Genomic DNA, 13,036 nt, shown 5'->3' with positions numbered 1-13,036 from the left:
TGCGTGATCTGATCCTTCAACTCAGCAAAAGTTCGATTTATTCAACAAAGTCTCATTAATATCCCAACCCAGGCCGATAGTAACGGACGAGAGATCGTATTCATTTTTTTTCAGGCTTACGCCCTGGCCTTTGCTCAGACTGACAGACATGACATCCCCTTAATTAATAAAATTATAAGACCACGTTTACTTCTGGCGGCGGCGGTGGCAGGTCTTCAAGACCGATCACTTCTTTTTTGCTGGACTCCACTTTCTGACTGCCTACCGAAATGCTCGCACTGACCCATTTAAAGAAAGCTTTAATCGTCGAACTGTCAGCTGTATCGAGCTGAACCACGATTTCAGTGATTTCTTTGAGGACGCTGGTATCGGCATCATGCCCGGCTGCACATGCCACAACAACGCCGGTTCTGGCCGCTTTAAAGTCATTCAGGCCTTTACGCCAGTCATCATTCGGACTTCCATCCGTCATCAGGAATACAAGGGGACGCCAGTCACCTTTAGTGTCAGCCGTCGTTTTCTGTACTTCTTTGGCAATGGAGCTGGCCGTCAGGGTAAGCGCTTCGCCAAGAGAGGTGGTGCCGCTGGCTGTTAGTGCTGGCATCTGGAAACTCAGGAGGTCTGTCAGGGGGACTGCCTGTCGGGCTGAAGAATCAAAGGTGATCACTGACACGTAAGCCGTTTCGAGTGCATACGGATCCTGTTTCAGCGTGGTAAGCAGCGTCTGAACGCCATTCTTAACCGCTTCGATAGGCTCTCCGTGCATAGAGCCGGACGTGTCGAGTAGCAGATATACGGGTAAGCGTCTCAAATGTAATTCCTTCTTAAGAGATCGGAAGAGGAGAGTAGTTTCAGGAAGAGGCCAGAGTTTGTAGATTTGATAAAACGGCACGACATCTGTCGGGTGGAGATTAAATACTCAGAAGCGGCATTAAAGAAATAAGTTAACCACCATTGAATTACCGACATGTGAATGGCCTCTTATCAGAGAAAAAAATTCAGACCGTACTGGAATATAAGATTTCTGAAAAAAACTCCGGCAAAAATAAACTTTCTTATGTATGAAAATCATCATACATCACAGATCTGCATGAATGGAGTGTAAATCGCCCAAAGATTGATGTGTAGCACAAGAGGATGTCAAGACACCAGGTTTTGTAGGCAGAAAGGCGCTGCTGACATTGCGGGAGGAGAATAGATCAAAACTCCGTCACGCAGATACAGAGGTGAAATATGACAAAACCGGGGTTTTCACCCCGGTCTGAGATTTAGCGTCAGGACTTTTTAGCGCTGTATTCTTTTATCAGTTCATCAACGGAGTGCAGAGCCAGCTTCTCTACCGCTTCACTTCGGGTCGAGCCACTCAGCGCAGCCAGACGGTCAATTTTTCTTAAAATCCGCATGCGTAGCGATAATGACACGGCTGTTTTTTTATCCTTATCGAGTACGACCTTCCCTGTGGACTCACCGGTTTTCAGTTCAGCATTCTGTGCGAGCGCTTCATTCATCCGGCGAAGGGTCTTTTTATCCAGCTGGCCCGGATTAACGAGATGGTATGAATGACCTGCCTTGCTGTATTTGATCTCCGCAGAATATGACTCGCGTAGCTCTTTGAGTGCCCGGGTTAATGTCGGCTCTGAGCATTCCAGACTGGTTATAATGTCGGCAGCGGAAACGGGCTTGCCGGTGCCCAGTAAGTTGGCAAGCTTAAAAATCCGGGCCTGTCTGGTATTTAATTGCATCGTAAGATTTAGCCTGCTTAAAGGGTTAGTGGTTCAATAGGCTGAAAAATGAAGGTACTGCTCATCTTTCGAATAACCGGTTGATCGCCTAACGCTTCAACCGGATCAATGTGTTCTAAGCCTGCAAAATTTACTGACGACATCTGGCTGCGACTGCATTTGCAGGACAGGATATACTCATCCTCTAGATAGCCGGTCCGCTTACTGACCCGTTGCGTAAAGCCTGACACAATCACGTTGTCGAACGGTAGCGTATGTAAAACGATACCGACCAGGCGGAACAAGCAGCCATGGACGTGGCGGGCATAGTTTTCGCGTACGGCTTTTTGCGTCATGGCTTTTTCCGTCAGCTCCGTGCCCCGGGCATTAACGCCGTAAATCTTATCAGGGAAATCTTCAATCTCAGCTAAATCAACATCCAGCAGGACTGCTGATAGCTCCGGCTTTACTTCAAATGCAACAAGCGTTTCACGCGGCCATTCAGTTTCTGCCAGCACACCCGCCAGGTATGATTCGAAAAACGCGGCGTCTGTCCGGAACTGCTGCCGGGCATCTGCCTGAGCCGTGGCGAGCCGTTTTTCATGTTCTTCAGCCTCAAACTTCCAGTTTGCATACTGTTCGGCCCAGGCCGTCCGTTGTTGCTGGTACCGGTGCTGTCGAAGGGTATTCTCACGCTCCACATCAATCAGCTCCTGCTGCCACCGGCGAAGATTTTCGGCGTGGCGCTCAGCTTTAGCTGATTCCGATTCAAACCATTTACCCAGAAAACTAATGCCTTCGCTCTCGGCAGGCTTTTCCGGCAATGCAAGATAGTCTGGCTTTTCTGGACGCACCGGTGCCGGAACCTGAAAAGGCGACGTTCTGTTATGCAGGTATACTGCTTCCAGCTCTGCCCAGCTGATGCCTGTTTTGGGATCCGGCGTCAGCTCGTGAATATTACGGATTGCGGTCACCGCTGACATGAGATCAGCGGCTTCCTGCTCAAGCGCCTGTCTGAGCCCCGGGTCGGTAGCCGTCCGGTTCCCACCTCCGGAACGCGCGGCCCGGTCAAGCCGGGTACGGTAACTCAGCCCGGTACCGGGCAAGCCCAGATTGGCATAGGTCCCCCGGCTTCCAAAAGAAACGGAAGCACCTCTCGGCCCGACACTCAGGCTCGGTGCACCGTTACTCAGGTTGAGGCGAACACCAGGAATAATGTTGATCGACTTTCTGAACCTGAACCCCATTATGATTTCCTTAATGATGCTGGGTCACGGTAAGTAATCTGATTCCATCAGCGCTTTGCTCGTTCTGTAACCCATAAAAACGAGCTCTGTCCAGAATGCCAGCCGCCCAGCGGCGATGTGTGGCGGGTTCACACATTGCTCCCTGCGACTTAAACACGGCCTGGGTAGAGTTCAGGATCCGCAGAGCGTCAGAATGCTCACCCTGAGTGACCATCAGCGCGTTTTGAATGACCTCTATCTGACCCGGGTGAATGGCCGTTTTCCCAACAAGCCCATGTGCCATATCAAGAGCCAGCTCTCTGGCCATTACGGCATGATCGTCAATATGCTCACATACGGGCGCGGTCAGGGCAAAATCACGCGGGCCGAAGACCGAAACGAGCATTTTGATGACGTAGCCCATCGGGCTGTCATACAGCGTCAGGTCCCGGGGACGGCGAAGCGACACAACGTTCATAAGATCGTTGCCGCCGATTCGAAGCGCAATAATGCGGTCGTGGCAGGGATGTTCCACCAGACGGGTGGCCAGCTCCCGCATCTGAACCACGTCAAAGACGTCTTCTGTTTCCAGCGTTGGCATCATGCACAGGTGAGTCCCGCCCATGATATCCCACCATTCAGCTAACGAACTGAGGGTAAATTTCGGCAACACAAACCCGTCGACAGCGGAAAGATCATAATGCGCTTTTAACCATCTGCCCATGTCGGCATGCCGGGGGCGAATGAACACCAGAGGCCAGTCATTTTTACCCAGGCTACGCATGCTGTTACTGAGCTCGTGCAGCAGGTGCTCCAGATTTTTGAGGGCGATGGGGATGTCTGCTTCACTGACAGCATCCTCAAGGCAAATTACCAGAGAGCGCAAACCCGGGATTTTCCCATGCAGGACGGCATCAGCAATATCTTCCCGTGTTGCAGGCATGTATAGCGTGGCTCCCAGATTCCAGGGAGAAAGACGATTTTTCATCAGAGTACCTTCTTGATAATGGTTACAGCCCGATACTGGCCGAGGGTTCCCCCCATTTCTGTAACAACTATTCCCTTTTCACGAGCAAGCCCTACAAGCAAGGCAACGTCCGGGTCGTCAATAGAACGCACAAATATATGGTCCGGTACCCGACGCAATACAGCCCGGGTTGCTTCAGCAATACCGGGTTTAATACGATTGACGCTGTCCACTTTAAATTCATCGGCCAGGAACGCGATAACGTCGCGACTTGTCTGCCATAAGATCCGGGCTGACTCCGTATTCCAGCTCAGGGGAGCGAGGGATGTCGGTGTTAACTTCTTACGGAAATGAGCGACGGTATCGACAAGCATCCGGCTGCATTCGAATTCACTGAGATGCTCGCAAACCATGCACCCATGTAATCCTTCAGAGGACCATACTGACCGGGAGATCAGACCTGATACCGGCGCACCCATGATGCCAAAAGGAATGAGCCAGTCATCATCACTTGCTGCAAGCCAGGAACAGCCACAGGGATCGGCCAGGACAACCAGTCGCGGCTGCTCAGGATAGCCCGGGCGATCTTTCAGTGCGCGTACAAGCTCTCCGGTAATTGCGCCTTTACCTGTCCATCCGTCAACAAAGACAATACCGCTGGTACCATGCCGCTCTTCAATGACGTCGAGTGCTGCACCGTCAATTCCACGATCCCGGATGATGCTGATGCCGTAATGCCATGAGGTTTTCCCCATGTCACGCAGGGCCTGGTGCAGCATAACGCCGAGCGGTACGCCAGCTCTGACAAGACTGGCCAGTACAATGGGCTCATCACCGAAGCGTTCGGCCAGAGAAATAGCGAGCTGTGTGACTTCTTTTGCAAGCCTCTCTGCGCCCCGATCCAGCGCCCGGTGAAACAAATCAAGATGCCATTGTGTTGGTGCTGGCTCCTGGCTGAGCATGTCTGAATAATGTTTCTTCCCGGACTGAATCAGCTCTTCTTTTTGATCAACCGGCGTCATCTCAATGACAACCGGCTTTAGCAGAAATTCCACGTCACCGGGCTGGTATGAGCCGGTAAATGTTTCATGTGGCTGCATTTTAATTTTCTCCAAAAATTCGCTGTGAAATGGCATCTGCAAACTGACTCTGACGCGGGATGCCAAACCAGCTGCACAGTTTCATAAAACGATGATCGCTCAGGCTGTCGCCCAGACCAATTACGGGGAAAACGCCGCGTTCAGCCCGAAGTTTTTCAAGCAGCCAGCTGACGGCCAGCCCTTTCTCAACCGGGGTGGGTAGCCAGGCCACGTTATTACTGTTGCGGTGGATGTAGAAGCCCTCGGTCGGAAACACCGTTTCTATCTCATCTGCAATGGCATTGAGCTCGTCAAGGCGGGTGCTGTCGCGGTGTTTCATCACCATATAAACCGCCGTTTCACCGTATTCGAAGTTCAGTCTTGCCCAGGCATTAATCCCTTTTGCGTCCATCATTTCAGTGATCAGTCGCTGCATCGATGTCAGCTTTTCCTGATAGGGAGCCAGCTGGCCGAGCATATGGGCCTTCCACTCCTCGTCGGGGTTGCCTTCAGGCGTGAGAATGACGGCCCCGTGCGTGGTGATTGCCCAGGAGTGGAAAGGGATCCGTACGCGGCTGATTTCTTCAGTTCCCCGTGCGGTAACGGGAATGAGTTCAGCCTGCTCCAGAAGCCAGTCCACTAACATGGACTGTTCTTCCGTCATAAAGCTTCGTGGATTCAGGGTACGATCAACGGCACCGGTACGGAATGGCTCCAGGGCCAGCTCGTCCACCATTTTACGACGGGTCTGAAAGAGCGTGTCGTCAAGGTCGCTCAGAACAACGGGTTTATTCATAGGTAACAATCTCCACGACGGGCGCAACCTCAGCCAGCGCCTTAAGAAGCTGCGCGTCAATACTTTCTGCGGGTGTCTCAGTACACACAAGAATGCGGTCAAACTGCTGGTGGGCGACGTTATAGACAAAATTGGGGATGCCCAGCCCGTAGTTATCCGTAAAGGAAATGGCGGACTCAATGGCATAACCAACGGCGATAGGGGAGCGGGTGGTCGAACCGTAAAATGCCTTTGCCCCGGCAGCTTCGAGCCGTTCTGCAAGCAGGAACGGCTCCCAGACGAATTCCCCTGTCCCGAGAACCAGAACACGCTCCCCTTTGCGGACGGAAACCTCATGGCCGAGATCGGCCGCAGGTGCGAGCATCCCCAGTCGACCCCATGACTGTTTCCCCTGGATGTCCCATTCTCCGCGTGAAGTTACGTTGACTTTCGGCATGTCCGGGACCGGTGCATCTGGTAATGTGGTCCATCCCCACTGACCGCTTACAAGAGAAACAGAAGTGACGGGTAAGGTGCTGCGCTCGGACAAGGCTTTGCCACTCCAGTCGGTAAGCGTAACGGCGATAACCTGTTCAATATGTTGAAGCTTGCCGGTATTACGCAGGGCAGAAAGCAGGTTAATAAAGGTATTACCGGTGGTTGCCTCGTCATCAATCAAAACCAGCGTTCGCGCGTTGGTAACACGACGTCTTTTCTCTTCATCATCTGGCAGATAGATCAGATGATCAGTGGCGTGGCTGTGTTCTTCCTTGAACTCGCAAAGCAACGTGCCATCAACCGGGTGACGGGTAGAGGTCAGATATACAGATTCACGATGCTGGTGGCGCACTTCATCAAACACACCGGCCCCAAGCCCAACGGCGGTTTCAGCCATACCGATAAACAGTACGGGCCCTGTTAGCGTTGAGGGGAACTGGCTGGCAAGCTGTCTGTAGGCCTGCCGCATGACTGAGGGTGGCACGGGAATGTGCCTGCCGAGTACTTTGCTGACAAACAGAAAGGCGCGTTTCGGGTTACGTCTTTCAGCGATATCAAACAGGTCATCGAGCGAAACTTCACCCTGATCGCGGATTACCTGAATCGTACCGCATGAGAGGGTACGGCGATAAATCATATCTTCGAGGTTATCAGACATAAACACGCCTTAATTCAAAAGGTTAGAGAGTGATTCCGGGTATGCAATTACATCCGTAATGGATCTCACCGCAACCGGAGAAAAGGTGTTTTTAGCGCTCTGGCGCACCATATCTTCAGACATCAGACCGAGCTTAAAGGCAGCAAATAACCCAGGAAGGTTCACCCCGCTGTGAAGGGTATAACCCACCCCCCCTGACGGACGCATGTTGGTTTCAAGCAGCACCGGGTTGCCATTCACATCGTTTCGCGTCTGAACATTCACCAGCCCGTCGGCCTTCATAACCCGGGCGCAGTCACACGCCAGTTCCCAGGCGCTACCTTCGTTTACCAGATACTGGATAGCCCCTTCCTTACGGCGTCCCACGGCTGCGAGTATTTCGCCCTTATCCGCGAGGATATCGACGGAAAATTCCGGGCCTGGCAGGTACGGCATCAAAACAAGGGGGTTAAACGACTCAGCAGCTGATGCTGCTGCAATATACTGTTGCGGACTGACCAGACGATGTTCGGGATGATTAAAGACGGCCATAGGCGAAGCACTGTCATCAAAGCGCCAGAATCCCATGCCATAGATACCCGTCACCGGCTTCACGCATACCGGGCTGTCAGTGAACGGCGGGGACGCGAGGTGTGTCTTTAATTCTGCCAGCGTATTCACCCGCCAGGATGGTACAACCGGGAGTCCCTTTTGCTCCATAAACTGAGCAAAAGTAACTTTTTCGTCAGCCAGAGTTAACCAGTCGACGCTCGTTGCACCGGTAGTAAGGGTGGCACCGGTCGATTCAATGTCTGAACGGTGTTCTTCAAACCACTGGCTGTTACGGCCAGTATGAATATGGTGGATGCCGTAGGTCTGAATGGTTTCCTGAATAAACTGGAGACGTTTTTGAGGATCTTCAGGTTCAGTCAAAGAATAATCGGCAACGGAAAGGATTTCATTTCTTTCGTTACGGTGGGAGGCAAAAACGGTAATGGCAAAATTATTTTTTTGTGCAAATGATTTTACCCCCTGAATAATATCTCGCTGGGAGGATAAACCTTCCATAAACCAAATTTTCTTGTTCATTTTTTTTAATTATCCGGAACGCCATGCAAATTTATGATTGAGAAGTGAGTCTATGAGTGTCTAAGCTACATGTCAATCATAATATGATTAATAACTTCTGTGGTTATGGAGTGAGTCAGTATTTTTTGGATTCCCGATAAAGTATTGATATTTAAATTAAACATAGAAAATTAACACCCTGAAAAGATTTTCTTTTTGTGTTTTTACAGAAAACTACCAAAATTTCCCTTGTCAGAGAACTTCATCATGATATGATTTTCTTCGTCAGTTAATAAACAACCCTTTGATTGTCTCGGTCATTACCATTTTAAGGAATAAAACATGGTTTCATTAGTTAAGAACCAGACGGTATCACTCAGCAAAGAATCATCTGCATTAAGCCAGCTTCATTTCGGTCTCGGTTGGGATCCGGTTAAGAAAAAAGGTCTTCTTGGAGGATTGTTTGGAGGCAACGACTCAATCGATCTCGATGCTGGCTGCGTATTAATGGACAGCACCGGTAAAACAATTGACACCATCTGGTTCCGCAAACTGGAATCCACCTGCGGCGCTGTTGTGCACAGTGGCGATAACCTGACCGGTGAGGGTGACGGTGACGATGAAGTGATTAAGGTCAACCTCTCCCGACTGCCTGCAAACGTTGAATACCTGGCGTTTACGGTAAACAGCTTCCGTGGTCAGTCGTTCAATGACGTCGAAAACGCGTTCTGCCGCGTTGTCGATCAAACCGGCAAAGAGCTGGCTCGCTACAAGCTGACTGAGCAGGGCTCACATACCGGGATCGTTATTTCTTCGCTGCGCCGTAATAACGGCAACTGGGACTTTACCGCCCTTGGCCATGCCTGTCGCGGCCGCACAATTGACGATATGCACTCCGATATCGTTTCAGCGGTTATCCGCTAATGAACCTGACGCCGGGGGGCAATGCCCCCGTTCCAGCCCAGGAGTTGCGGGTCCGGATCACCTCGGGCGGCCAGGTGGATGCTTCGGCGTTTCGCCTGTATGCCGACGGGAAGGTGCAGGGTGATGCGGACATGGTGTTCTATGGTCAGCCACGTAACGATGATGGTACCGTCAGCCTGGTCAGTGAAGGCCAGTACTCAACCTTTACTGTCGCGCTCAACCGGCTGAAACCTGATGTCCAAAAAATTGCGTTCACCGTGACCTGTGACGGTGGGCAGACGGTGTCCGGTCTTCGTAATCTTTCCATCGACGTGGAGCAAGGGGCTACCGGCCTGGTTAGCGGCAGTGTCGAATTGAGCGGCCGTCAGGAAGCAGCCTTAATTCTGGGTGAATTTTACCGTCGTAATAATGACTGGAAATTCCGCTTTGTTGCGCAGGGGTTCAACGGTGGACTTAAACCGCTGGCAGAGCATTTCGGCGTAAATATTGCCGACGAACCTGCTCCCGCAGCCCCGACTCCTCCGGTTGTAACCCCTCCGCCAGTTGAGACAAAAATCAGCCTGAGCAAGGTATCGCTGACAAAAGAGAAGCCTGCAATCAGCCTGACCAAACGGGATAACTTCGGTGAAATCCGGATCAACCTGAACTGGCACCGAGGCAGCGGCAAATCCGGCTTTGCAGGCATGTTCGGCTCCAAAGGAATCGACCTGGATCTGGGGGCCTTTGTTGAGCTTCAGGACGGGTATAAATCGGTCATTCAGGCGCTCGGTAATGCATTCGGTGATTATCGCGATGAACCGTATGTTCAGCTCAAGGGAGATGACCGGACGGGTGATGTATCAGACGGCGAGTGGCTGCATATCAATGGACGTGAATGGAAGCATATCCGCGAAGTGCTGATTTACGCTTTTATTTATGAAGGTGTTCCCAGCTGGGACAAGACTGATGGTGTGGTCACTATTCATGTGCCGGATCAACCGCCCATTGAGACCCGCCTGACCGAAGGTGAAAACCGTCGCACATTGTGCGCCATTGCCAGACTCGTAAACGAAAACGGTGCAATTAAAGTCGAGCGAATTAACCAGTACTTCAAAGGCCAGGACGAAATGGACCGGGCATTTGGCTGGGGATTTCGCTGGAGCGCCGGTTCTAAATAACACAGCAACAAAGGAAACAGGTATGAGCTTTTTCGACAAGGTAAAAGGTGCCATTAACTCTGGCCGGGACGAACTGACCCGCCAGGTTGGCCGTTTCAAAAACAAAAAATTTATGCACGGCACCGTTGCTGTATGTGCCCGTATTGCCGTATCGAGTGACGGCGTGAGTTCGGAAGAAAAGCAGAAAATGATGGGCTTTCTTCGCTCTTCAGAAGAGCTGAAGGTATTCGATACCAATGAGGTGATCGAGTTCTTCAATAAACTGGTTTCAAGCTTCGATTTCGATGTTGAAATCGGCAAGGGCGAAACCATGAAATACATCCTGGCGTTGAAAGATCAGCCTGAGGCCGCTCAGCTGGCCTTACGTGTTGGTATTGCCGTTGCAAAAAGTGACGGTAACTTCGATCAGGACGAGAAACTGGCCTCCCGCGAGATCGCTATCGCGTTGGGCTTCGACCCGGCTGAATTTGGCCTCTGATCCACATCCCTAAGGGTAAAATATGGTTTCCACACACATCGGCTTCCCGACTGAAACGGTCATTGTTTTTATTGCGCTTTCAGTCGGTGCCATCTTTATTGACCTGTTTATGCACCGTGATGACAAGCCAATCTCGCTTAAGAGTGCGGCGCTCTGGTCCGTATTCTGGGTTGTGGTTGCGATGGCATTTGCCGGTTTCCTCTATATCCACCACGGTGCTGAGGTTGCTAGTCTGTTTGTCACGGGTTATGCGCTGGAGAAAGTGCTGTCGGTCGACAACCTGTTCGTCATGATGGCCATCTTCTCCTGGTTCGCCGTTCCGGATCGTTATCGCCACCGTGTTCTCTACTGGGGGATCATTGGTGCCATTGTCTTCAGGGGCATCTTTGTCGCCATCGGTACGAGCCTGCTGAGTCTGGGGCCGTACGTTGAAGTTGTCTTCGCTATTATCGTTGCCTGGACGGCGGTCATGATGCTTAAAAGCGGTGATGACGATGATGAAATTGAGGATTACTCCCAGCATCTGGCTTACCGCATGGTTAAACGCTTCTTCCCTATCTGGCCGAAGCTCAGAGGGCATGCCTTCCTGCTTAACCAGAAGGAAGTGGATGCCGAACTGGCGAAACCAGAAAACAGCGATGTCACCATTGGCCGTGGTAAAAAAGCGGCGCTATATGCGACCCCGCTGTTCCTGTGTGTGGCTGTGGTTGAACTCTCGGACGTAATGTTCGCGTTTGACTCGGTACCGGCAATCATTGCCGTCAGTCGTGAACCGCTTATCGTCTATAGTGCCATGATGTTTGCTATCCTGGGCCTGCGTACTCTGTATTTTGTCCTTGAGGCACTGAAACAGTACCTGGTTCATCTGGAGAAGGCCGTTATCGTGCTGCTGTTCTTCATCGCGGCAAAACTCGGCCTGAATGCGACCGATCACATCTGGCATCATGGTTACAGCATTGCGGCAACAACCAGCCTGTATGTTGTACTGGGTGTACTGGCGCTGGGCATTCTCGCAAGCGTCATGTTCCCGGGCAAACCTGAATCTGAGGAAAAGGGGAGTTAATCCCCTTAAGTGTTAACCTGAACAATTACTAATCGAAGAGGTTATTTTATGAGTGTTTCTCTTTCCAAAGGCGGGAACGTCTCCCTGAGTAAAGCAGCTCCGTCAATGAAAAACGTCCTGGTGGGCCTTGGCTGGGATGCGCGTTCAACAGACGGTCAGGACTTTGACCTGGATGCTTCAGCATTCCTGCTGGCCTCAAACGGCAAAGTGCGCGGCGATTCAGATTTCATCTTCTATAACAACCTGACGTCATCCGACGGTTCCGTAACACACACCGGCGATAACCGCACCGGTGAGGGCGATGGTGATGATGAATCGCTGAAAATTAAACTGGACGCCGTCCCGTCTGAAGTTGACAAGATCATCTTCGTTGTGACCATCCACGATGCTCAGGCTCGTCGCCAGAGCTTTGGTCAGGTATCCGGTGCGTTTATTCGTCTGGTTAATGACGATAACCAGACTGAAGTCGCTCGCTACGATCTGACCGAAGATGCGTCCACTGAAACCGCCATGCTGTTTGGCGAGCTGTATCGCCACAATGGTGAGTGGAAATTCCGCGCAGTAGGCCAGGGTTATGCTGGTGGTCTGGCATCTGTATGTGCTCAGTACGGCATTAACGCGTCCTGATCGAAAAGTAACTTTTCATATCCGGGGCTGTTAATTCAGCCTCATTCAACTGTTTGCAGGAGCTAAAAATGGCAGTTTCTCTCGTAAAAGGCGGCAACGTATCTCTGACCAAAGAAGCACCAACCATGAATGTCGCTATGGTTGGTCTGGGCTGGGATGCCCGTGTAACCGATGGTCAGGGTTTTGACCTTGACGCTTCCGTATTCGCAGTAGGTGAAGACGGTAAAGTGCTGTCAGATGCCCATTTCATTTTCTTCAATAATAAAACCAGCCCTGATGGCGCAGTAGAGCACCAGGGCGACAACCGTACTGGTGAAGGCGACGGCGACGATGAGCAGGTCAAAATTGATCTGACCAAAGTCTCAGCAGACATCAAAAAACTGGTGTTTGCCGTTACCATCTATGATGCAGAAGCGCGTAAACAAAACTTCGGCATGGTGAGCAACAGCTTCATGCGCGTTTACAACAACGACAACGGCACGGAAATTGCCCGTTTCGATCTGTCTGAAGACGCCTCAACTGAAACCGCAATGGTCTTCGGTGAACTGTATCGCCATGGCGCTGAGTGGAAGTTTAAAGCTGTCGGCCAGGGTTTTGCCGGTGGCCTGTCAGCGCTTGCTTCCCAGCACGGCGTCAATGTCTAAAAGACGCTGAGTCTGACCCCGGCAATGCCGGGGTTTTTTTTGGGTAACGATCCGCTATCAGCTGTTGAATCTGAGAAAGGGGGCCGGGCGTTTTCAGAAAGCAGAGTAATGTTAATTGTAAGCGTACAGCGTGAACCGTCTGGTCATAATCTGAAGCATCCGACAAAGTGGT

At 51.3% G+C, this 13,036-nt stretch carries 14 protein-coding genes and 1 pseudogene; 6 read left to right on the top strand and 9 right to left on the bottom strand.

What is annotated here, in order from left to right; all coding sequences use genetic code 11:
• Positions 1 to 51: 51 nt before the first annotated feature.
• The 9 genes and pseudogenes from HX884_RS22495 to HX884_RS22455 all read right to left on the bottom strand — a co-directional run.
• A pseudogene (locus tag HX884_RS22495) lies at positions 52 to 150 on the bottom strand (TerD family protein); the annotation flags it as partial.
• A 22-nt stretch (positions 151 to 172) separates the two neighbouring features.
• Entirely contained in the window at positions 173 to 811 is a 639-nt protein-coding gene (locus HX884_RS22490) for a VWA domain-containing protein (protein WP_001388628.1), read from the bottom strand.
• A 463-nt stretch (positions 812 to 1,274) separates the two neighbouring features.
• Complete coding sequence (gene terW / locus HX884_RS22485; RefSeq protein WP_001176767.1) at positions 1,275 to 1,742, bottom strand: tellurium resistance protein TerW; 468 nt, start codon at positions 1,740 to 1,742, stop codon at positions 1,275 to 1,277.
• 17 nt (positions 1,743 to 1,759) lie between these two features.
• The gene (locus tag HX884_RS22480; protein WP_000506888.1) at positions 1,760 to 2,968 is read right to left on the bottom strand and encodes a DUF4236 domain-containing protein; all 1,209 of its coding nucleotides are present in this window, start codon (positions 2,966 to 2,968) and stop codon (positions 1,760 to 1,762) included.
• Between the two features lie 10 nt (positions 2,969 to 2,978).
• Positions 2,979 to 3,935, bottom strand: coding sequence for an HpcH/HpaI aldolase/citrate lyase family protein (locus HX884_RS22475; protein ID WP_000797363.1), 957 nt, complete (start codon positions 3,933 to 3,935; stop codon positions 2,979 to 2,981).
• Complete coding sequence (locus HX884_RS22470) at positions 3,935 to 5,014, bottom strand: cysteine protease StiP family protein (protein WP_001182415.1); 1,080 nt, start codon at positions 5,012 to 5,014, stop codon at positions 3,935 to 3,937. Before HX884_RS22470 ends, HX884_RS22475 begins: the two co-directional genes overlap by 1 nt.
• A gap of 1 nt (position 5,015) precedes the next feature.
• Entirely contained in the window at positions 5,016 to 5,789 is a 774-nt protein-coding gene (locus HX884_RS22465; protein ID WP_001040062.1) for a hypothetical protein, read from the bottom strand.
• The gene (locus HX884_RS22460; protein ID WP_001282603.1) at positions 5,782 to 6,924 is read right to left on the bottom strand and encodes a phosphoribosyltransferase domain-containing protein; all 1,143 of its coding nucleotides are present in this window, start codon (positions 6,922 to 6,924) and stop codon (positions 5,782 to 5,784) included. Before HX884_RS22460 ends, HX884_RS22465 begins: the two co-directional genes overlap by 8 nt.
• A gap of 9 nt (positions 6,925 to 6,933) precedes the next feature.
• Positions 6,934 to 7,992 carry an ATP-grasp domain-containing protein gene (locus HX884_RS22455; protein WP_178328817.1) on the bottom strand — a complete coding sequence of 353 codons (1,059 nt, stop codon included), beginning with the start codon at positions 7,990 to 7,992 and terminating at the stop codon, positions 6,934 to 6,936.
• A gap of 321 nt (positions 7,993 to 8,313) precedes the next feature.
• Here HX884_RS22455 and HX884_RS22450 point away from each other — a divergent pair, with 321 nt between their 5' ends.
• From HX884_RS22450 to HX884_RS22425, 6 genes are all read left to right on the top strand, one after another.
• A complete protein-coding gene (locus HX884_RS22450) occupies positions 8,314 to 8,895 on the top strand; it encodes a TerD family protein (RefSeq protein WP_000254136.1) in 582 nt (193 codons plus the stop codon).
• Positions 8,895 to 10,052, top strand: coding sequence for a TerD family protein (locus HX884_RS22445; protein WP_001054786.1), 1,158 nt, complete (start codon positions 8,895 to 8,897; stop codon positions 10,050 to 10,052). The genes HX884_RS22450 and HX884_RS22445 overlap by 1 nt, the downstream gene beginning before the upstream one ends.
• A gap of 22 nt (positions 10,053 to 10,074) precedes the next feature.
• The gene (locus tag HX884_RS22440) at positions 10,075 to 10,530 is read left to right on the top strand and encodes a tellurite resistance TerB family protein (protein WP_000007448.1); all 456 of its coding nucleotides are present in this window, start codon (positions 10,075 to 10,077) and stop codon (positions 10,528 to 10,530) included.
• 22 nt (positions 10,531 to 10,552) lie between these two features.
• Positions 10,553 to 11,593, top strand: a complete 1,041-nt coding sequence (terC, locus tag HX884_RS22435) for a tellurium resistance membrane protein TerC (protein WP_000255079.1) — start codon at positions 10,553 to 10,555, stop codon at positions 11,591 to 11,593.
• Between the two features lie 48 nt (positions 11,594 to 11,641).
• Positions 11,642 to 12,220 (top strand): tellurium resistance membrane protein TerD, encoded by a 579-nt coding sequence (gene terD / locus HX884_RS22430; protein WP_000116680.1) that lies wholly within the window; start codon positions 11,642 to 11,644, stop codon positions 12,218 to 12,220.
• Positions 12,221 to 12,288: 68 nt separating this feature from the next.
• A complete protein-coding gene (locus tag HX884_RS22425) occupies positions 12,289 to 12,864 on the top strand; it encodes a TerD family protein (protein WP_020996162.1) in 576 nt (191 codons plus the stop codon).
• Positions 12,865 to 13,036 lie beyond the last annotated feature (172 nt).

It is taken from the genome of Enterobacter sp. SECR19-1250, assembly GCF_013391025.1.
Classification (GTDB): Bacteria; Pseudomonadota; Gammaproteobacteria; order Enterobacterales; family Enterobacteriaceae; genus Enterobacter; species Enterobacter cloacae.
The sequence above is the reverse complement of the archived record's forward strand: the minus strand, read 5'-3'. Positions and strand labels throughout refer to the sequence as shown.